19 protein-coding genes are annotated in these 20,359 nt (G+C 57.4%); 11 read left to right on the top strand and 8 right to left on the bottom strand.

The window, feature by feature from the left end; translation table 11 throughout:
- Position 1 precedes the first annotated feature (1 nt).
- Positions 2-343 carry an MliC family protein gene (locus ACR0JW_RS02500; RefSeq protein WP_480489791.1) on the top strand — a complete coding sequence of 114 codons (342 nt, stop codon included), beginning with the start codon at positions 2-4 and terminating at the stop codon, positions 341-343.
- Positions 344-350: 7 nt separating this feature from the next.
- On the opposite strand, the gene grxD is transcribed toward ACR0JW_RS02500, so the two are convergent.
- The 6 genes from grxD to ACR0JW_RS02470 all read right to left on the bottom strand — a co-directional run bounded on the left by grxD (position 351) and on the right by ACR0JW_RS02470 (position 7,234).
- Positions 351-713, bottom strand: a complete 363-nt coding sequence (grxD, locus tag ACR0JW_RS02495; protein ID WP_170676949.1) for a Grx4 family monothiol glutaredoxin — start codon at positions 711-713, stop codon at positions 351-353.
- A complete protein-coding gene (locus ACR0JW_RS02490) occupies positions 700-990 on the bottom strand; it encodes a hypothetical protein (RefSeq protein WP_170676951.1) in 291 nt (96 codons plus the stop codon). Before ACR0JW_RS02490 ends, grxD begins: the two co-directional genes overlap by 14 nt.
- Before the next feature lie 45 nt (positions 991-1,035).
- Complete coding sequence (locus ACR0JW_RS02485) at positions 1,036-1,272, bottom strand: BolA/IbaG family iron-sulfur metabolism protein (RefSeq protein ID WP_170676953.1); 237 nt, start codon at positions 1,270-1,272, stop codon at positions 1,036-1,038.
- A 143-nt stretch (positions 1,273-1,415) separates the two neighbouring features.
- Positions 1,416-3,575, bottom strand: a complete 2,160-nt coding sequence (gene purL / locus ACR0JW_RS02480) for a phosphoribosylformylglycinamidine synthase subunit PurL (protein WP_170676955.1) — start codon at positions 3,573-3,575, stop codon at positions 1,416-1,418.
- 215 nt (positions 3,576-3,790) lie between these two features.
- Positions 3,791-6,052: a mechanosensitive ion channel family protein gene (locus ACR0JW_RS02475; protein WP_170619005.1), complete on the bottom strand. Its 2,262-nt coding sequence runs from the start codon at positions 6,050-6,052 to the stop codon at positions 3,791-3,793.
- Between the two features lie 276 nt (positions 6,053-6,328).
- Complete coding sequence (locus ACR0JW_RS02470; RefSeq protein WP_170676957.1) at positions 6,329-7,234, bottom strand: LysR family transcriptional regulator; 906 nt, start codon at positions 7,232-7,234, stop codon at positions 6,329-6,331.
- A 169-nt stretch (positions 7,235-7,403) separates the two neighbouring features.
- Between ACR0JW_RS02470 and ACR0JW_RS02465 the strand changes: the two genes are divergently transcribed.
- The 10 genes from ACR0JW_RS02465 (at position 7,404) to ACR0JW_RS02420 (ending at position 18,849) form a co-directional block, all read left to right on the top strand.
- Complete coding sequence (locus tag ACR0JW_RS02465) at positions 7,404-10,823, top strand: indolepyruvate ferredoxin oxidoreductase family protein (RefSeq protein WP_480713553.1); 3,420 nt, start codon at positions 7,404-7,406, stop codon at positions 10,821-10,823.
- Between the two features lie 78 nt (positions 10,824-10,901).
- Positions 10,902-11,780: a lysophospholipid acyltransferase family protein gene (locus ACR0JW_RS02460; RefSeq protein ID WP_480713552.1), complete on the top strand. Its 879-nt coding sequence runs from the start codon at positions 10,902-10,904 to the stop codon at positions 11,778-11,780.
- An 8-nt stretch (positions 11,781-11,788) separates the two neighbouring features.
- Entirely contained in the window at positions 11,789-12,598 is an 810-nt protein-coding gene (locus tag ACR0JW_RS02455; protein WP_170676964.1) for an aspartate/glutamate racemase family protein, read from the top strand.
- 94 nt (positions 12,599-12,692) lie between these two features.
- Positions 12,693-13,721 carry an N-acetyl-gamma-glutamyl-phosphate reductase gene (gene argC, locus ACR0JW_RS02450; RefSeq protein WP_170616885.1) on the top strand — a complete coding sequence of 343 codons (1,029 nt, stop codon included), beginning with the start codon at positions 12,693-12,695 and terminating at the stop codon, positions 13,719-13,721.
- Positions 13,722-13,728: 7 nt separating this feature from the next.
- Positions 13,729-14,175, top strand: coding sequence for a cytochrome c maturation protein CcmE (gene ccmE / locus ACR0JW_RS02445; RefSeq protein WP_170676966.1), 447 nt, complete (start codon positions 13,729-13,731; stop codon positions 14,173-14,175).
- A 152-nt stretch (positions 14,176-14,327) separates the two neighbouring features.
- Positions 14,328-14,939, top strand: coding sequence for a holin-associated N-acetylmuramidase (locus ACR0JW_RS02440; RefSeq protein WP_170676969.1), 612 nt, complete (start codon positions 14,328-14,330; stop codon positions 14,937-14,939).
- Complete coding sequence (locus ACR0JW_RS02435; protein WP_170676970.1) at positions 14,930-15,508, top strand: holin family protein; 579 nt, start codon at positions 14,930-14,932, stop codon at positions 15,506-15,508. The genes ACR0JW_RS02440 and ACR0JW_RS02435 overlap by 10 nt, the downstream gene beginning before the upstream one ends.
- 75 nt (positions 15,509-15,583) lie before the next feature.
- Positions 15,584-17,548 (top strand): heme lyase CcmF/NrfE family subunit, encoded by a 1,965-nt coding sequence (locus ACR0JW_RS02430; RefSeq protein WP_170676973.1) that lies wholly within the window; start codon positions 15,584-15,586, stop codon positions 17,546-17,548.
- A complete protein-coding gene (locus ACR0JW_RS02425; protein WP_170619002.1) occupies positions 17,545-18,000 on the top strand; it encodes a cytochrome c-type biogenesis protein in 456 nt (151 codons plus the stop codon). The genes ACR0JW_RS02430 and ACR0JW_RS02425 overlap by 4 nt, the downstream gene beginning before the upstream one ends.
- Positions 18,001-18,072: 72 nt before the next feature.
- A complete protein-coding gene (locus tag ACR0JW_RS02420; RefSeq protein ID WP_170616895.1) occupies positions 18,073-18,849 on the top strand; it encodes an enoyl-CoA hydratase-related protein in 777 nt (258 codons plus the stop codon).
- 3 nt (positions 18,850-18,852) lie between these two features.
- Here the strand turns inward: ACR0JW_RS02420 and bmt are convergent, their stop codons facing one another.
- Together bmt and ACR0JW_RS02410 are read right to left on the bottom strand one after the other, a co-directional pair.
- Complete coding sequence (bmt, locus tag ACR0JW_RS02415; protein WP_170616897.1) at positions 18,853-19,869, bottom strand: betaine--homocysteine S-methyltransferase; 1,017 nt, start codon at positions 19,867-19,869, stop codon at positions 18,853-18,855.
- A 122-nt stretch (positions 19,870-19,991) separates the two neighbouring features.
- Entirely contained in the window at positions 19,992-20,312 is a 321-nt protein-coding gene (locus ACR0JW_RS02410) for a DUF1476 domain-containing protein (protein WP_170616899.1), read from the bottom strand.
- Positions 20,313-20,359: the final 47 nt, after the last annotated feature.

Below are 20,359 nucleotides of genomic sequence, written 5' to 3'. Positions count from 1 at the left end.
AATGCTGCGCAATCTGGCATGCTTTGGACTGCTGATGTCAGGATCGGCCGCTTTGGCCGAGATCGACATATTATCAGTGACTTTCACCTGCGAAAACGAAGTGCCGCTGCATGTGAGCTACTTTAATTCGACCGATGGATCAGGTGCAGCGGCGGTCATGGTCGACAACACTCTGGTCGCCATGCGCCAAGTCGAAAGCGGATCTGGGATTCGCTACGAGTCTCTGGGCACAGAGGGAACGTATATTCTGCGTTCCAAGGGCTGGAACGCTTCGATCAGCTATCTGGCGGCAGGAAGCGCCGCCAGTGAGCAGGTCATCTATCAGGAATGTAGCAGCCGGTAAGCGCCGATCAGGCGTTTGCTTCGCGGATTTTGTCGGCTGCTTCCTTGTTGTAGCCGACGCCGTTTTCGTCAAACAGCGTGTCCAGTTCACCCGACAGGGTCATTTCTGTAACGATGTCACAGCCGCCCACGAACTCGCCTTTTACGAAAAGCTGCGGCACGGTCGGCCAGTCGGAATAGTCCTTGATGCCCTGACGCACTTCTTCGTCGGCCAGAACGTTCACGTCGGTGTAGTCAACACCCATATAGTTCAGAACACCGGCCACGCGGGACGAGAAACCACATTGCGGCATTTCCTTGGTGCCCTTCATGTACAGCACCACATCATTGGCTTTGACGGTATCGTCGATCTGGGTCTTAACGTCGCTCATCTTGCTTGTCCTCTTCACCCGCATCCGGGGCGGTTGTTTCGTTTTGTGGGGCCTCCGGACCCCATCCTTCCGCTTCGAGCCGCCGATGCTCGGCCTGCGCCAAAGACAACGGATCCAGCCCGTATCTCTCTATTCCGCCCACCTGGCTGATTTCGTCCGGATCAGGACGCATATCGGCCAGCGAGCGTTTCTTGTTGCGCTTCAAATAGGCTTCAATCAGCGCTGCGGCAACAATCAATCCAACTACTATGCAAACTCCAAGCATCAAATCACTCATAATCCGGTCTCCACTGGGCCTTGCGAGTGATGACGCCGGGTCTGATCATTCCGGAATTTTTGTAGTCAAAGCCAGCGCGTGTAGCTCGCCATCCGGGCCGTCCATTTTGCCTTTCAACGCGGCGTAGACTGCGCGCTGTTGCTGCACTCTGTTCTTTCCGCGAAAGCTTTCGTCAACGACCATGGCAGACATATGAACACCATCATGCCCGCCAACCTGAATCTTCGCATCCGGAAAGGCTTCGCGCAGCAGGTGTTCGATTTCGTGGGCGCTCATCGGCATAAAGGTTACTCCTGAAGGTCTTTCCCAAGATGTAGAGCGATGCGCAGGGGCGTGCAAGGTGCCTCGGGGCGACCACGTTTACAAATCCCGCGCCCGGTCGCGCGCGCAGGATTTCTGAGTTTGGGATGTATGCAGGGTGGGCGTCAGGCCACCGCAGCGGCAAAGCTGCCACGGAAGATTTCCGCCAGTTCCGACAGCGGCGCTTCCGAACTTCCGATCCTGACAGCATCGCCCGTGAACCTGCCAACCGAGACCAGAGGGACACCGGCCTGACCGGCGGCGATCATCAGCGCCTCGGCCTGATCGAAGTTGCAGGCGACCAGATAACGGGCCTGATCTTCACCGAACAGGAACTCGGTCGATGCCTCGTCCAACTGAACGCCGACACCAGACGCTTCGGCCAGCTCGAAAGCGGCCAGAGAAAGGCCGCCGTCGGCCAGATCGGTACACGCCTTGATCATGTTGCGGTTGGTGCGGATGAAATCTCCGTTGCGGGCCTCGGCCGCCAGATCGACATGGGGCGCATCACCGTCCTCGCGGTTGAACACCTCGGCCAGCAGGGCGGACTGACCCAGATGACCTTTGGTTTCGCCGATGACCAGCGCTACATGCCCCTCGCGGACTTCGTTGCCGATGATCTCGTCAGAATGCAGCAGCAGACCCACCGCGCCTATGGTCGGGGTCGGCAGGATCGCCTGACCATCTGTTTCGTTGTAAAGCGACACGTTGCCGGACACGATCGGCATATCCAGCGCGCCAACGGCTTCGCCGATGCCCTGAATGGCGCCGACAAACTGGCCCATGATCTCGGGCTTTTCCGGGTTGCCGAAATTCAGGTTGTCGGTCGTGGCCAGCGGCTTGGCCCCGACGGCTGTCAGGTTGCGATAGGCTTCGGCCACGGCCTGCTTGCCGCCTTCAACCGGGTTGGCGCGCACATAGCGCGGGGTAACGTCCGAGGTGAAGGCCAATACCTTGTCAGTGCCATGAACGCGAACCATGCCAGCGCCCAATCCCGGTGTGCGGGTGGAATCCGCCATCACCATGGTGTCGTACTGTTCATAAACCCATTGCTTGCCCGCGTAGTTGGCAGAGGACAGCAGGGCCTTCAATCCGTCGATCGGATCGATCTGTGGCACGTCGGCCAGTTCCTCGGCCTCGGGCGTCGGCTCCCACGGGCGGTCATATTCCGGTGCGGTCGAGGACAGTTTCGATAGGACAAGGTCAGCTTTGACTTCGCCATTGTGCATAATCAGGAAGCGGTCTTCGGCAATCGTTTCACCAACGATTGCGAAATCCAGATCCCATTTTTCGAATACTGCACGAGCTTCGGCCTCAAGTTCCGGCTTGAGGACCATCAGCATCCGTTCTTGGGATTCCGACAGCATCATTTCATACGCGGTCATGTCTTCTTCGCGCTGAGGCACGTTTTCCAGATCCAGACGCACACCAAGGCCGCCCTTGTCGCCCATTTCAACAGCCGAACAGGTCAGACCGGCCGCGCCCATGTCCTGGATCGAAATCACCGCGCCGGTCTGCATCAATTCCAGCGTTGCTTCCATCAGACGCTTTTCGGTGAAGGGGTCACCAACCTGCACGGTGGGGCGTTTTTCTTCGATGGTGTCATCGAATTCAGCCGAGGCCATTGTCGCACCGCCAACGCCATCGCGGCCGGTTTTGGCTCCCAGATAAACGACAGGCATACCGACGCCCGATGCGGCAGAATAGAAGATCTTGTCGCTGTCAGCGAGGCCGGCGGCGAACGCGTTCACAAGGCAGTTGCCGTTATAGGCAGGGTGAAAACGGACTTCGCCGCCCACACAGGGCACACCGAAACAGTTGCCGTAGCCGCCGATCCCTTCAACCACGCCGTTCACCAGTTGGCGTGTCTTGTGGTGGCCCGGCTCGCCAAAGGACAGTGCGTTCATCGACGCAATGGGACGCGCACCCATGGTGAATACGTCGCGCAGAATGCCACCCACGCCGGTCGCCGCCCCTTGGTAGGGCTCGATATACGAGGGGTGGTTGTGGCTTTCCATTTTGAAGACGACGGCCTGACCGTCGCCGATATCCACCACGCCCGCATTCTCGCCAGGGCCGCAAATGACCTGAGGCCCCGAGGTGGGCAGCGTGCGCAGCCATTTCTTCGAGGACTTGTAGGAACAGTGTTCGTTCCACATGGCCGAAAAGATGCCAAGCTCGGTAAATGTCGGCTCGCGCCCGATGATCTCCAGGATCATGTCGTATTCTTCGGGTTTCAACCCGTGTGCTGCAATCAGATCCGGGGTGATGGCGGGCTCTTGCATGGTTTGTCCTGTGTCCGAGATGGCCGAGATTGCGCGCCTTTTAGGCCATGGGCGCGCCCGTGGGAAGGGTCAAGACCGCGCAGGGCGCAAGAACCGGGCCGAAAGCTAGGAGGAGAGCAATTACCCGGGCAAAAAAGAACCGGCGCGGTGCGCCGGTTCTTCAAGAATTTGGTCCAAAACCCGACAGCTAGGGCAGCTACCGCGCGCGGAGCTTATCAAGCACCACCTTGCTGCTTGTTCAACGAGTCAGCAGCGGCGGCGCCAACTGCGGCCTTTTGCTCTTCGGTCAGGGTTTCCGCCTCTTCCAGGCCGGGGATCGCAACACGGACTTCGCGGCGGGCAAAGTCGATTCCGTTTTCGTTGAAGGCAGCCTTGACCCGGTTGAAGATTTCCTTGCGCAGCGTGAACTGCTTGCCCGGTTTGGCCATGAACTTGCCTCGGATGATCATCCCGACATCGTCAAAGTCGAACACACCCTGAGATTTGAAGGGCTGCAAGAAACCTTCCTTGTGAGTTTCGTCCGCCATCATATCGGCCCCGATCTTCTTGAAGATCTTCTTGACCTTGTTGGGGTCAGTGTCGAATGGCACCGTGAACTTCAGTTTCATGATGACCCAGTCACGGCTGAAATTCGTCAGCTTCTGAATTTCACCATAAGGGATCGTGTGAACCGGCCCGCGATGGTGGCGCAATTGCATCGAACGGATCGAGATCTTTTCGACGGTTCCCATAGTGCCGCCCACATCCACGTATTCACCAACGCGGAAGGCGTCATCGATCAGGAAGAAGATGCCGCCAACAATGTCGGCAACCAGCTTCTGCGCACCAAAGCCGATGGCCAGGCCGAGAACACCGGCACCGGCGAGGAGCGGCGTGATGTTGACGCCCAGTGCCCCGAGCGCCAGCAGGCCGAAGATGACGGCAATCGTCACCTGCGCGGTGATGCGCAGCAATGGCAGAACGGTCGCCAGACGCGAGCCGCCCGCACCGCCGCCTTCGCCACCGGCTTCTTCGTCCAAAGCTTCGGCGGCTGTCTGTTCTTTGGCCAGACGACGGTTGATCCAAAGCGAGACGACCTCGTTCATGATATAACCGACGGCAATAATCAGCAGAAACTCGATCACGGCCCCACCAACTTCGGCGCCGATGCCAGCGGAAGCGACATGCCGCAAATCCAACTGCCATGCCTGCGCAATCATCATCACGACAAACAGGCCTGCCAGAACACGGCCGATGCGGATATAGCTGCGCTTGGTCGACCGATAAGCGCGTTCGGCAAGCGGGCCTTCGCCGGACATCGGCGGTTGCAGATGGCGCACCAATCCACGGATCAGAGTGTCGAGGGCGGGTGCAATCAGCAACCAGAACATAGTCGTGAAATGCGGGCCTTTGACCAACAGCGCCAGGATTGCCGGGTCGCGCTGTGCGGCAAGATACTCGACCAGCAGCCAGGTCACCGCCGAAACGCCGATTGCGAAGTACGGATAATACTGCGCGACTTCTTCATCGAATTTTGTGTGATCCGGATCGGTGCCCAGCATCATCTGCGACAGGCCCTCGCGCGCGGTCCAGGCGATCACGCCAATGTAGATATGAATAGCGCTATTTAGCCAGAAACCGATGCGGGTATCGCCGGGAGTGATACCGTTCAAACCATTGAAGCGGACAACGAACAGCGTAACCCCAATCAGGATCAGCAAACCAATCAGATTCCGATGCAGGTATTTTGCCCAGTGATCGTCAATGTTGACCAGTCTGAATTTTGGGTTGTTTGGTGCCATAATGAACCGCGACGCCGCCGCGCCCAATCGCGGGATCCAGATAAGATAGAATACGAAAGGGCCCGCAAATTTGAGCTGCTCGGGTGTCAAAAGGATCCGGCCCAGAGTCCGGATGACGATATAGAAAACAATCAACCCGGCGATCTCGCGGCAAAACCGGCGGAACAAAAAGCTCACGGCACCCCAAAGGTCGGCCTCATCCCCGACTTCGGTGTGTTTGTGCCATCTTCTGGTTAACAGATCGAACAACTTTTCAGCTATGAATCCCACAACCAGAACGCTTGCGACCAGCCCGATCAAAGTAAGCACACCGGTCGATCCGAGAGTTTCGGAAAAGTTGCTAAATGCTTTAACCTGCGCGCTGAAAATGTTTGGAAGTGTCGTCAGAACATTAGTCCATGAGGCAACCATCGCCGCCCATATTTCGTTGATTTCGGTCAGCGGGTCTTCCTGTCCTTCTGCCTCCTTGGCCCTCTTCTCGGCTACGGCATCCAACCGCTCTAACAAAAGGGCGCGCACCTGATCGTCAGACATGCGCGCAACCAAATCGTCCACCTGCTCGGGGCTCAGGTCATCGGGAACGACCGGGGCCGCCACCGTAGAGGATGAGCCTGTGTCAGACTCCTGAGCCAGCGCCGTACCCACAATAAACACGGATACGATCATCGCCAGCATTAGGCGAAGCAGATTGAACATGAGATTTCCCTCGAAAGTAGAAAATTTCTATTTTCCGGTAGCATAGAGGGAGTGTGGAACGATTCCCAGAAAAATTGGCTTGTTTTCAGAGGGCTTGGCTTTCGGGCCAAAAAAAAGGCCGAGCAATAAGCTCGGCCGTAGTCCAACAGGGAGGTATGAAGATGATGAGCGTTTCAGCATCACCGCCTTCGAGTGCTCATTTAGTGTGCGGTTTTCGTTCGTTCAAGATTTATTAGGCTGTTTGCTGCTCATGTCCGCTATGCCAAATGTGCATAGCTACAGTTTTCCCTGCCTCTTCAACTGTTTCCGCTGTTCGATGATCTCATCCTGAACGAAATCCCGGAAGGCAGCGACACGTTTCGAGTGACGCAATTCCTCGGGGTATGCGAGATAGACCGGAACTTCGGCGCTTTCGATATCTGCCAGAATAGAAATCAGATGCGGAAAGTTCTGCGTGACATAGTCGGGCAAAACACCGATGCCAAGGTTATGCAGTACACCTTGTAAAACCCCGAAGTAGTTGTTGACCGTCAGCAGGGAGCTGGGGTTGTGCGTCATTAAATGCCTGACCATTGCTGCGCTGGCGCCGACCTGCGGCGCGGCGGGGGTCTGGCAAATTAGCCGGTGATTGGAGATTTCCTCAATCGTTGCAGGTGAGGGATGTGTGTCCAGGTATTCCTTGGTTGCATAAAGCTGCATTTGGACGGTCATAAGGCGTTTTCGTACAAGATCCGCCTGGCTGGGTTCTTTCATACGGATGGCAACATCGGCCTCGCGCATGGGAAGGTCCAGAACCCGTTCTTCCAACATCAGGTCGATGTTCAGGTCGGGATATTGTTCATATAATTTCGGCAGCCTAGGGGCCAGCCAAAGGGTTCCGAAACCGAAAGTGGTTGTTACTCGAAGAACCCCAAACACTTCTTCTTCACTATCGCGGATGCGCGCGGCGGCAGCGTCCAGACGTTTGGACATGGCCGAGGTCGCATCGAACAGCAATTCGCCCTGTTCGGTCAGAATCAGCCCTCGGGCATGGCGATGAAACAAGGTGGCATCGAGTGATTCTTCCAGCGCGCGGATTTGGCGGCTGACGGCCGATTGGGACAGGTTAAGCTTGTCTCCGGCGTGCGTCAGGCTGCCCGCGTCTGCAACCGCGTGAAATATCCTAAGCTTGTCCCAGTCCATCGCCGCAACTTTCGTTATCCTAAGGAAGCCCTATATGAAATAGGTAACAAGTTCTACATTCAAACTGTGAAATCGTTACAATTCAGAGGATAGCGTCTATACAGGTCAGAAATTATGACCTAAAATATGTGTTAAGTTAGCAACCTGATCTGACGAGGGGAGGCGTCCGATGAGCGAGCCTAAGATTACGCTGAATGACCGCTTTGATCTGACCAGAAATCCCGTTCTTCTGAACGGAACGCAGGCGCTTGTTCGGCTGATGCTGATGCAAAAAGCGCGCGACCAGAAGGCGGGTTTGAACACCGCCGGACTGGTGACGGGCTATCGTGGTTCGCCGCTTGGGGCGGTCGATCAGCAGATGATGCGAGCGCAAAAAGAGCTTTCGGAAAGCGATGTCACCTTTCAGTTCGGTCTGAACGAGGATCTGGCGGCAACAGCCCTGTGGGGCAGCCAGCAGGCCGGGTTGCGAGGAGACGGCCGGTACGACGGCGTGTTCGGGTTGTGGTACGGCAAGGGTCCGGGCGTGGACCGGTCCGGTGACGTGATGCGGCATGCGAATATGGCCGGAACCGCGCGCCATGGCGGTGTGCTGATGGCAATGGGCGACGATCACACCGGTGAGAGCTCGACCGTGTTGCACCAGTCGGAATGGTCTCTGGTCGACATGTACATGCCTGTGGTCAGCCCGGCAGGTGTTCAGGAGATCCTGGATTACGGTATCTACGGCTTTGCGCTCAGCCGTTTTGCCGGCGTTTGGGTTGGCTTGAAGACGATGAAAGACACGATCGAGGTGACTTCCGTCGTGGACGGCAGCCCGGATCGCATGGGGCTGGTGATGCCCGAGTTCGACATGCCCGAGGGCGGGTTGAACATCCGTTTGGGCGACACGCCTCACCTGCAGGAAGGGCGCATTATCGACTTCAAGCGTTTTGCGGCGGAAACCTTCTCTCATGCCAACAAACTGGACAAGCGTATCTGGGGTAAGCCGGGCGCGAAAATCGGGTTTGTTGCGGCGGGCAAAAACTGGCTGGACCTGACCCATGCCATGTCCCTGCTGAACATCGACGCAAACGAGGCCGAGCGGCTGGGCATTACCACCTATAAGGTGGGGCAGACCTTCCCGCTGGACATGGTTGGGTTCCACGACTGGGCTGAAGGCCTGGATCTGATCGTGATTGTCGAGGAAAAGCGCAAGCTGATCGAGGTTCAGGTCAAAGAGGCCATTTTCGACGATCGCCGCGGCCGCCGTGTCTATGGCTGGTACAAGGGCGGTGCCGGCACCTTGCACCGAGAAGAACTGTTCCCGACACGCGGCGCGCTGGATCCGATCATGATCGCCGAGAAAATCGGTGAGATCCTGATCGAAGAGGGGCACGATACAGACGGCGTTCGCGCCGGGCTGGCAAAACTGTCCGAAGCCCGCAGGGCCGACAACGCCCAGGAAATCGCGACGCGCCTGCCATATTTCTGTTCGGGTTGCCCGCACAACAGTTCTACCCGCGTGCCGACGGGAAGCCGCGCTTATGCCGGTATCGGCTGCCACTACATGGTTCAGTGGATGGATCGTGAGACGACAGGGTTCACTCAGATGGGCGGTGAAGGCGCAAACTGGATTGGGGAAGCGCCGTTTTCGACCACCAAGCATGTGTTCCAGAACCTTGGGGACGGAACCTACAACCACTCGGGCGTTCAGGCGATCCGGGCGGCATTGTCGGCGGGGACAAACATCACCTTCAAGATCCTTTTCAACGATGCAGTTGCCATGACCGGCGGGCAGGACAATGAAGGCGGTCTGACGGCCGAACGTATTGTGGCCGAGGTCAAGGCAATGGGCGTTCAGACGGTGGCTGTTGTTTATGACGAAAAGGAAGACGTGAACTTCAAGGCGCTGCCCGCTAATGTCGAAACCTTCGAGCGCGCCGAACTTATGCTGGTGCAGGAACGTTTTCGCGAGATCGAGGGCGTGTCGGTTATTGTCTACGTGCAGACCTGCGCCGCCGAAAAACGCCGCCGCCGCAAGCGCGGAACATTTCCCGACCCGGATAAGCGGGTGTTCATTAACACTGACATCTGCGAAGGCTGCGGGGATTGCGGTGTTCAGTCGAACTGTGTCTCGATCATTCCGAAGAACACGGAACTTGGTCGCAAGCGCGCCATTGATCAGTCCAGCTGCAACAAGGATTTTTCCTGCCTCAACGGGTTTTGCCCTTCATTCGTGACGTTGGAAGGCGCTCAGATCCGAAAGGAAGCGACGACCGAGATCGACTTGCCCGATCTGCCTATGCCGCAACTTCCGCGTATTGATGGAACTCATAACGTTGTCATCACTGGCGTCGGCGGCACCGGGGTTGTGACGCTGGGTGCCATTCTGGCTCAGGCGGCCCAGATCGACGGCAAGGGTGCTGGCATGATGGAAATGGCGGGTTTGGCGCAAAAAGGCGGTGCGGTGCACATCCATTGCCGGTTGGCCAACCGTCCTGAAGACATCAGTGCCATCCGCGTCGCGACCGGCGAAGCACATGCGCTGATTGGCGGCGATCTGGTCGTGTCTGCCGGGGCCAAAACACTGGGTCTGACCCGAACCGGCCAAACCGGCGCGGTGGTCAATAGCCATGAAACGATCACCGGCGACTTCACCCGGGACACCGATTTCCAGATCCCCAGCGACCGGCTGGAACTGGCGCTGCAGGCGCGATTGAAGGACGGCGTTTCGATGTTTGATGCAACCGAGCTGGCGCGCGCTGTCATGGGAGATTCGATCTATTCAAACATGATGGTCCTTGGTGCTGCCTGGCAAAAGGGTCTACTGCCGGTTTCACATCAGGCCGTTCTGCAAGCCATCGAACTGAACGGCACTGCGGTCGAACGCAACAAACGCGCCTTTGATGTTGGCCGGTGGGCAGTTCTGCATTCCCAGGAAGTCGATGCGATACTGTCGCCTTCCGTTGCAGAGTTGCCCAAATCGCTGGAGCAGATGATCGACTTCAGGACCGATCATCTGAAGAAATATCAGGGCAATCGTCTGGCAAAACGCTACCGCAAGGTGGTTGACGCTTTCGAGGACGCCTCGGTTCGCGAGGCTGTGGCCAAAGGTTATCACAAACTGCTGTCCTACAAGGACGAATATGAGGTTGCTCGCCTTCTTCTGGATAGCCGGGTACAGGCAAAGTCCGAGTTCGACGGCGACTTCAGGATGACCTTTCATCTGGCGCCGCCAATAATGGGAGGGACCGGACCGAACGGGCGACCGCGCAAGCGTGCTTTTGGGGAATGGATGCTTGGACCGATGAAGCTTCTGTCCAAACTGAAATTCCTGCGCGGTACACCCTTCGACATTTTTGGTTACAGTGCCGAACGCAAGATGGAACGTGCATTGATCCGTCAGTACGAATCCGACCTGCGTGAGATCACGCCATTGATCACCGCAGAAACACGTGACGCATTTGCGGCCCTTGCGCGGCTTCCGCTGGAGATTCGCGGATTTGGACCCGTTCTGAGGGAGAACGAAGCCAAAGCAGCCAAAAAGCGCGAGGAATTGCTGGCGATCATCCGCGACGGCGGTCCCGAGATGCGTGCCGCGGCCGAATGACATGTCATAATCCTGTAACGGCATCTGTGCAAAAGGCTCACCTGCACCTAAATTGCGTGAAACAGACCGGAGTATCGCATGCCTTCGCGCCGTCATGTCGCCCGTGACATTTCCTATGCCTATTCCGCCGAGACCAGAGGCGGGAAGATGGTCATCAAGCTTATGGAGAATACGACCGGGCGTTTGCGTCTGATCAAACGGGCGGATGGGTACGAGCGCGAAGTCGCCAACGGCCGGGATTTCTGGGCGGTTATGGTCGACCGGTACGGATTGTCACTGGATATCGTCGGCGGATCTTTGTCGAACATACCCGCTGACGGGCCGCTGATCCTGATTGCAAATCATCCGTACGGAATTCTGGATGGTCTGATGATGGGCCACATCCTGTCTCAGACGCGCGGAGATTTTCGGATATTGGCCAATCATGTATTCACAAAGGCCGAGGATCTGAATCGTATCATCCTGCCAATTTCGTTCGATAATACGAAGGAGGCGATGAGGCTAAACCTCGAAACGCGGAAGACGACCTTGGATTATCTGGGTAGTGACGGTGCCATCGGGATCTTCCCGGGCGGAACGGTCAGCACCGGAGCCAAACCGTTATCGCACCCGATGGATCCGGGCTGGCGCGGTTTTACGGCCCGAATGGTTGCGAAATCGAATGCAACGGTTGTACCGGTTTTTTTTGACGGGCACACCTCACGCCTGTTTCAGATTGCCAGTCATTTGCACAATACGCTGCGCATGGGGTTGCTGATCAAAGAGTTCAAGAAGCGGGTCGACACGCCGGTCAAGGTGGTCATCGGTGAGCCCATTGGCCGGGATGTTCTGGACCCTTTGGGCAAGGACACGCGCAAGATGATGGATTTCTTGCGCAAAGCGACGTATGAGCTGTCTCCGAAACCGTTAAAGTCCTATGACTACGGGTATGAATTCGAGGAACGGCATCGCGCCTGAAGGGGCAAATGGCAGTAGGTATATTTGATTCTGGTCTCGGCGGGCTGACCGTTCTGGACGCCGCGCGGAAACGTCTGCCGGACGTGGATTTCCTGTATTTCGCAGACAGTTCGCATGCACCATACGGCGTGCGCGATGCCGAGGATATCTATCAACTGACCCGCAAGGCAGTGCATGGCCTGTGGGCAAAGGGCTGTGATCTGGTGATTCTCGCCTGCAACACCGCCAGCGCGGCTGCGTTGCGGCGGATGCAGGAAGAGGGCGTGCCCGACGGCAAGCGGGTTCTCGGCGTCTTTGTGCCGCTAATCGAGGCCCTGACGGAACGCCAATGGGGCGACAACTCGCCCCCGCGAGAGGTCGCCGTGAAGCATGTCGCGCTGTTTGCGACCCCGGCCACCGTTTCAAGTCGTGCGTTTCAGCGGGAACTGGCCTTCCGTGCCATCGGTGTAGATGTCGAGGCGCAGGCATGTGGCGGTGTTGTTGACGCGATCGAAGATGGCGACATGATTCTGGCCGAAGCGCTGGTGCGCAGCCACGTGGATGCCCTGAAGCGGAAGATGCCCGAACCACAGGCCGCCATTCTGGGGTGCACGCATTACCCTTTGATGGCCGAAACGTTTCAGCAGGCGCTTGGTCCGGATGTTCAGGTGTTCAGTCAGGGAGATCTGGTGGCGGAAAGCCTTGCGGATTACCTGCAACGCCATCCGAACATGCTTGGCTCGGGCGGGGGCGGGTTTCTGACGACCGGCAAACCCGGCATTGTCAGCGATCGGGCGACTCAGTTTCTCCGACGACAAATCACATTTGAGGCGGCCTGACTTAGGTCAAGGACGCCCGGACACCCATTCCTTAATCCGATGACCGTCACATCGGCGGTCGTGATATGTGACACACTCATGCAAGAGGTCTGACATGACCCACAAAATCGCAATTCTTGGCGCTTCCGGCTATACCGGTGCGGAACTGGTGCGGCTGATCGCCGAGCACCCGAATATGGAAATCACCGCTCTGGCCGCTGAACGTAAGGCTGGGCAGCCTATGGCGCAGGTTTTCCCACATCTGAGGCATATGAACCTGCCGGATCTGTGCAAGATTTCGGAAATTGATTTCTCGCAGATTGACCTGTGTTTCTGCGCATTGCCGCACAAAACCAGCCAGGAAATAATCCGTGATCTGCCGAAAAACCTGAAGATTATCGACCTGTCCGCCGATTTCCGCCTGCGCGACCCGGCGGAATACGAGAAATGGTACGGCAACCCGCACGCTGCATTGGAACAGCAGGAAGAGGCTGTTTACGGCTTGACCGAATTCTACCGCGATGAAATCCGGGCTGCGCGACTGGTTGCTGGCACAGGATGCAACGCGGCGACAGGGCAATACGCATTGCGGCCGCTGATAACAGCGGGTGTGGTTGATCTCGATGACATCATTCTCGACCTGAAATGCGCCGTTTCAGGGGCGGGTCGGTCGTTGAAAGAAAACCTTTTGCACGCAGAGCTCAGTGAAGGGTACAACGCCTATGCCGTAGGCGGGACGCACCGTCACCTGGGGGAGTTCGATCAGGAGTTCTCGAAACTGGCGGGGCGGACCGTGCATGTGCAGTTCACGCCGCATCTGATCCCCGCCAATCGGGGGATTTTGGCAACGACCTATGTGAAGGGCGACCCGCACAGCATCTATGAAACACTGAGCAAGGCCTATGAAGCAGAGCCGTTTCTGCAGGTGCTTCCCTTTGGTGAAACGCCTTCGACCCACCATGTTAGGGGGTCAAACTTCTGCCATATCGGCGTGGTTGCAGATCGGATTGAACGTCGCGCGATTGTGGTCGCGGCACTTGATAACCTGACAAAAGGTAGCAGTGGCCAAGCCTTGCAGAACGCCAACCTGATGTTAGGTGAAAATGAAACCGCCGGGCTGATGATGGCCCCGTTGTTCCCGTGAGGAAAAGATGAAAACGCTCAAGAAACGCCGTCGTGTACAGATCATTTTGCTGGCAGCTGTTGCCCTGGCATTGTCGACGGCGTTGATTGGGTACGCCATGCGGGACGGCATCAACTTTTTCCGCTCGCCAAGTCAGGTCATCGCGGAACCTCCCAAACCGACCGAAGTATTCCGGATTGGCGGGCTGGTCGAAGAAGGGTCAATCATTCGCGGGCAGGGCGAGACGGTCTATTTCAGCGTCACAGACGGCGGCGAAGCCGTCAAAGTGGCATTCACGGGTGTACTGCCGGACCTGTTTTCGGAAAATCAGGGTATGGTGGGAACCGGAAGTTACGTGAACGGTGTCTTTGAAGCCACTGAAATACTGGCAAAACACGATGAGACCTATATGCCGAAAGAGGTCGTGGATGCCTTGAAGGAACAAGGGGTCTACAAAGAGGCCGATGAGAGCTGACCTCAGCTGATCCGCATGCCTCCGGCGGCAGCGTAACCTTGAACAAAAAGAAGTAGGGCGTTGCATGTGACGGACATGCAGCGCCCTTTCTTTTTGCGCGTTGTTAATGCCTTTGACTGACCGTCTGACCTGAAAGTTGGTATGAGGTCGGCATGCAGACGGTTCGGCAAATCGCCAGGGGCATAGTGGCACGGGAAGGCGGGTATGTGGATGATCCGGATGACCCCGGCGGACCCACGAAGTTCGGTGTTACAATCAGCACGCTGAGGCGGTTGGGATTGGACCTGACCGGAGACGGAGAGATTTCGCACGCTGACGTGCGTGCATTGTCGCGAAATCAGGCAGTTGAGATCTTTCTGCAATACTATTTCGAGGAACCCCGCCTTGGGTTGTTGCCAGAAATGCTGCACGCGACTGTTTTTGACATGTACGTAAATGCCGGTGCGCATGCCGTCCGAATCCTGCAACGGTTGTTGGTGCAAATGGGTTTCGCGGTCACGGTGGATGGCGTGGTTGGTCCGCAGACGGCAGAAGCTTGCCGGGAAGCGGCGATGCCTGATGCGGCGGCGCTGTGTGACGCGTACGGTGTCGCCCGACGAAACTACTACTTTCAACTGGCAGATCGGCGTCCTGAGTCCCGCAAATATGCGCGCACCCGGTCTGGGGGAAAAGGGGGCTGGATTCGACGGGCGGAAGAATTCCTTTCAACCGACTACCACCTAAGCGACGCGGAATTTCAAAGGAGAGTTGCACGATGGGACTGATTTCGGGCGTATTGGCATTTCTGTTCGGGGGCGGGCGAAATCTTGTGCGGGAAACAGTCGAAGTTTTCCACGAGAACGCCGATGCGGCAGCTGAGCGGTCCGTAACGGTCCAAGGGCAGGCGATGTCTCAGTTCGGCGCTGAGTTTCACAAAGTGCAAAAAGGTGCATTCGATCGGTTTATGGATGGGTTGAACCGAGTTCCGCGACCGGCGCTGGCTTTGGGGACGTTGGGATTGTTTGTGGCGGCCATGGTCGACCCGATCTGGTTTGCGGCCCGCATGCAGGGGATTGCGCTTGTACCTGAACCTTTGTGGTGGCTGTTGGGGGTAATCGTTTCCTTTTATTTTGGCGCGCGTCACCACAGCAAAGTGCAGGATCTGCAACGGGAAATTGCCGCCGGTATGACACGGGTTCCTGTCGTCGTCGAGAATCTCAGAACCCTGCAAACGTTGGACAAGGATATGCCGACGCATGTAGACGCCGGAGCGGACCAACCCGAAGTCGAGGCGGCCGTTGACCTTGACGAAAACCGCGCATTGGAGGACTGGATGCGCCTGCGCGGTGCCTGACCCGCGACACTATGTGCGCCAAATCCTGGCGATTGTTGTTGGTGCTTGCCGCGCGACAGGTTTATATCGTTGGCCATGATTACAGAACTTGGCCACTTTGCCCTGATCCTCGCCTTCTTTGTCGCCATCGTTCAAAGCGTGGTGCCCTTGATCGGCGCTGCAAAACGATGGACCGGCTGGATGGCATTTGCGGAACCGGCTGCGATCTCTCAGTTCTTGTTGACCGCGTTCTCATTTGGTGCGCTGACCTGGGCCTTCATCACGTCGGACTTTTCGCTGCGTATCGTGGTAGAGAACAGTCATTCCGCCAAGCCGATGCTGTACAAGATCAGCGGCACCTGGGGGAACCACGAAGGTTCGATGCTGTTGTGGGTGCTGATTGTTACCATTTTCGGTGCCATGGCCGCTTTCTTCGGGGGCGGTCTGCCGCCAACGCTCAAGGCGCGCGTGCTGGCGGTTCAATCGGCCATTGCTGTCGCGTTTTTCGCCTTTATTCTGTTCACTTCGAACCCGTTTGACAGGTTGGTCATCGCGCCGTTTGACGGTCGCGACCTGAACCCGCTGCTGCAGGATCCCGGCCTCGCGTTCCACCCGCCGTTCCTGTATCTGGGGTATGTCGGACTGAGCATGGCTTTCAGCTTTGCCGTTGCCGCCCTCATCGAGGGCAGAATCGACGCGGCATGGGGGCGTTGGGTCCGGCCATGGACATTGGCGGCCTGGGTGTTTCTGACGATCGGCATCGCGCTGGGGTCATGGTGGGCCTACTATGAACTGGGCTGGGGCGGTTTCTGGTTTTGGGATCCGGTTGAAAATGCCTCGTTCATGCCGTGGCTGCTGGCTGCCGCATTGCTGCATTCGGCAATTGTTGTCGAAAAACGCGAATCCCTCAAAAGCTGGACGATCCTGTTGGCCATTATAGCCTTCGGATTTTCGCTGATCGGAACCTTCATCGTACGGTCCGGCCTGCTGACCTCGGTTCACGCTTTTGCGAACGACCCGGAACGGGGCGTGTTCATCCTGCTTATTCTGATTTTCTTCATCGGCGGTTCGCTGACCCTGTTTGCCACCCGCGCACAGGCAATGGAGGCGAAGGGTGTGTTTGGCATGGTCAGCCGCGAAAGCGCGTTGATACTGAACAACATCCTTCTGGCTGTCAGCTGTTTTGTCGTCTTTGTGGGAACCATGTGGCCGATGGTGGCGGAAATGGCCTTTGATCGGAAGCTTTCTGTTGGGGCACCTTTCTTCAATGCGGCCTTTACGCCCTTCATGGTCGCGTTGGGCATTGCGTTGCCCGTTGGTGCCATGCTGCCCTGGAAACGGGGCAAGCTTGGCAAAACGGCCTGGTCGCTGCGCTACGCGTTTCTGCTGGCGCTTGCGCTGGCGTTTTTGGTCTGGGCGATGCAGACAGGACGCAGCGCTTTGGGGCCGGTTGGTCTGTTCCTTGGCGCATGGATCACTTTCGGTGCAATCGTGGATTTGTGGAGCCGCACGGGCCGCAAAAACAACCTGAACCGCCTGGTGCGTCTGCCCGGTGCGGATTGGGGCAAGGCGGTCGCTCATACAGGGTTGGGGGTGACGATATTTGCCATTGCGGGACTGACCGCGTGGGAAGTCGAAGACATACGTGTTGCGCAACCGGGCCAGCCATTCGAAGTCGGGCAGTTCACCCTGACCCTGAATGATGTGCGCCGGGTACAGGGGCCGAACTACTTCTCGACCATGGCAGATGTAATCGTTGAAAAGAACGGGCGGCCCATCGCAACGCTGCATCCGGAAAAACGCGACTATCCCGTGGCGCGGATGCCCACGACCGAAGCGGCGATCGACTATCGTTTCCTGCGGGATGTGTATGTCGTGATCGGCGACCAGCAGGCCGATGGCGGTTGGGTCATGCGAACCTACATCAAACCACTGGCGAACTGGATCTGGGGCGGGTGTATTCTGATGTCGCTTGGCGGAGTTCTCAGCCTGTCTGATCGTCGTTTTCGTGTGGCTGCCGGCGCCCGCAAGTCCCCGGCTGGCGGAGTACCTGCGGAATGAGACGTCTGGCTCTGATCCTGATGCTTGTTGCTTCCCCGTTGATGGCTGTTCAACCGGATGAAGTGTTGGATGACCCGGCACTCGAAGCGCGGGCACGCGACATCAGCACCGGGTTGCGCTGCCTTGTCTGCCGAAATGAAAGCATTGATGAAAGCAATGCCGAACTGGCGCGCGATTTGCGCCTGTTGTTGCGTGAGCGGCTGGTGGCCGGGGACAGCGACGAAGAGGCTGTGGCCTATATCGTTGACCGTTACGGCGAATATGTTCTTTTGAAGCCGAAAGTGACCGGGTCAAACCTGATGCTTTGGCTGGCCGGTCCCATAATGCTGCTGATTGCCGCCGGAATGGGCTGGAACTTCTTGCGAAAGCGGTCACAAGGGCAGGGCGCGTCCGAAGCAGACGCCCTGAGCGAGGACGAGAAAGAGCGTCTGCGCCAAATTCTCGAAGACTGACGTTCGGTTTAGCTTTTCCTTCCCGCATTTATCCATCAGGTTCACCCAGGGTTCTGAGTTTGGGAGGAAAACATGGAATACGAAACGGTCCTTCTGGACATTGCGGATGATCTGGCGGTTCTTACGCTGAACCGGCCGGATAAGATGAACGCACTGACCACGCAAATGCGGGCCGAAATCATGCATGCGATGAAGCATGCGGCCCGTCGCGCCAGGGCGATCGTGATAACCGGGGCCGGCAACGCGTTTTGCTCGGGGCAGGATCTTGGGGATGCTTCGAGCACTGGCAAGATCGACCTGGAAAGATCTCTGCGCGACGAATACGAACCGATGCTGGAAACGATCCACGATTGCCCGGTTCCGACAATCGCCGCGGTAAACGGGGCAGCCGCCGGGGCTGGGGCCAATCTGGCTTTGTGCGCGGATGTCGTGATCGCGGCTGAAAGTGCATATTTTTTGCAGGCATTTGCGCGGATCGGGTTATTGCCGGATGCCGGCGGTACATGGTTCATGCCGCGTCAGATGGGGATGGCCAAAGCGATGGGCGCGGCGCTGTTCGCGGACAAGATCACCGCGCGTCAAGCCGATGACTGGGGGCTGATCTGGGAATCCGTCAGTGATGCAGAGTTTGACGCGCACTGGCGCAAGCGGGCGTCTTATCTGGCCAATGGGCCAACCGCTGCGTTTGCTGCGATGAAGAAGGCCATTCGCGGAACTTACGACAAATCCCTGACGCAGCAATTGACGACCGAGGCTCATTTGCAGGGAGATTGCAGTCGCACCCGCGATTTTGCCGAAGGCGTCGTTGCATTCATGGAAAAACGCCCCCCGAAATTCGAGGGGCGCTGAAGCTCAAGCCCGGCGGCGACGGCGCGCGCGGCGGTCCGGGACTGCCGCATCCTCGTCAGTGCCGTCAGAGGCTGAAGAGAACGGACCCAGTGCGCCCGTTATCTGATCCAGTGTCGGTCGATCACCCGGTGCGGTTGTGTCCAGCGCCTCGCGCATCTTACGAAGATGCTCAGGCATCGTGCCGCAACAGCCGCCAATGATGGTCGCCCCCGCGTCACGAGCCATGGCCGCGTACTGGCCCATCAACTCGGGCGTTCCGTCATAGTGGATGTGACCATTGACATATTTCGGTATGCCCGCATTCCCTTTCGAGATCACAGGCCGTTCTGTTCCCTGTGCCGCAAAACCCAGCACCGTGCGAAGGATATCCGACGCCCCGGTCCCGCAATTGGCGCCGAAAGCCACGGGCGGATTGGGCAACGTTTCAACCAGCGAGGCAAAATCGGCCGATGTCACGCCCATCATGGTGCGACCCGCGGTGTCAAAGCTCATGGTACCGCACCAGGGCATGTCAGCCAGCGCGAATGCTTCTGCTGCGGCCCGGAATTCCTCGGGCGCGCTGATGGTTTCCAGCCAGAGAACATCTACGCCGCCTGCTTTCAGGGCTTCGGCCTGTTCATGAAACATCTCGACGGCATCCGCGTGTGACAGGCTTCCGACCGGTTCCATGATTTCACCGGTGGGACCGACCGACCCAGCGACGATCACCGTGCGACCTGATTTGTCGGCGACTTCACGGCCCAGTTCGGCGCCGATTCGGTTCAGTTCTGCAACGCGATCCTGTGCATCGTGCAGTTTCAGACGCGAGGCTGTTCCGCCAAAAGTGTTGGTCAGAAACAGATCGCTGCCGGCATCAACGGATCCCTGGTACAGCGCCCTGATCTTGTCCGGTGCATCCACATTCCACAATTCCGGCGCGTCGCCCGATTGCAGTCCCATATTGAACAGATTGGTGCCGGTTGCCCCGTCCGCCAGAATGGCATCCTTGGTTTCCAAAAGTGTGCTAAGCGCGTTTGTCATGCGAGTCGTCCGAATAAAGGTGCATTCGACCGTTGAAAATTGAGACACCCCGTGTCTCACGACCGGGGCGTTAAATCAAATTCATAAAACTCATGAAGATCATGAGCTTTGTATCTTGGAGGTCAGATGTTTACTTCCGCCATGACCTGCTCTTTGGCTTCCACCAACAACTCAGCCATCTTTACGCGGATGGTCTTTTCGTCAGCAAGGTCGCCCAGATACCCTTTGACGGCGTCGACAACGTCGTCTTCGCTTACGTTTTGAAGATCTGTGTGCACCAGTTCCTGACCGTATTTGCGGGCTTGTTCTACCGTCTCACCCTTAAGCGTGGATGCCCAAACGGCCATAAAGCGGTTCCGGCGCATTCTGGCGATGAACTGCATTTTTTCATCATGCGCGAATTTGTTTTCAAACGCGGCTTCACGTTCGTCAAATGTGGTCATTTGTCGGGGACCCCTTGAGTTTCGAATTCTGTCTTCATGATATGACT

This window comes from Ruegeria sp. BG6 (genome assembly GCF_056538465.1).
The sequence above is the reverse complement of the archived record's forward strand: the minus strand, read 5'-3'. Positions and strand labels throughout refer to the sequence as shown.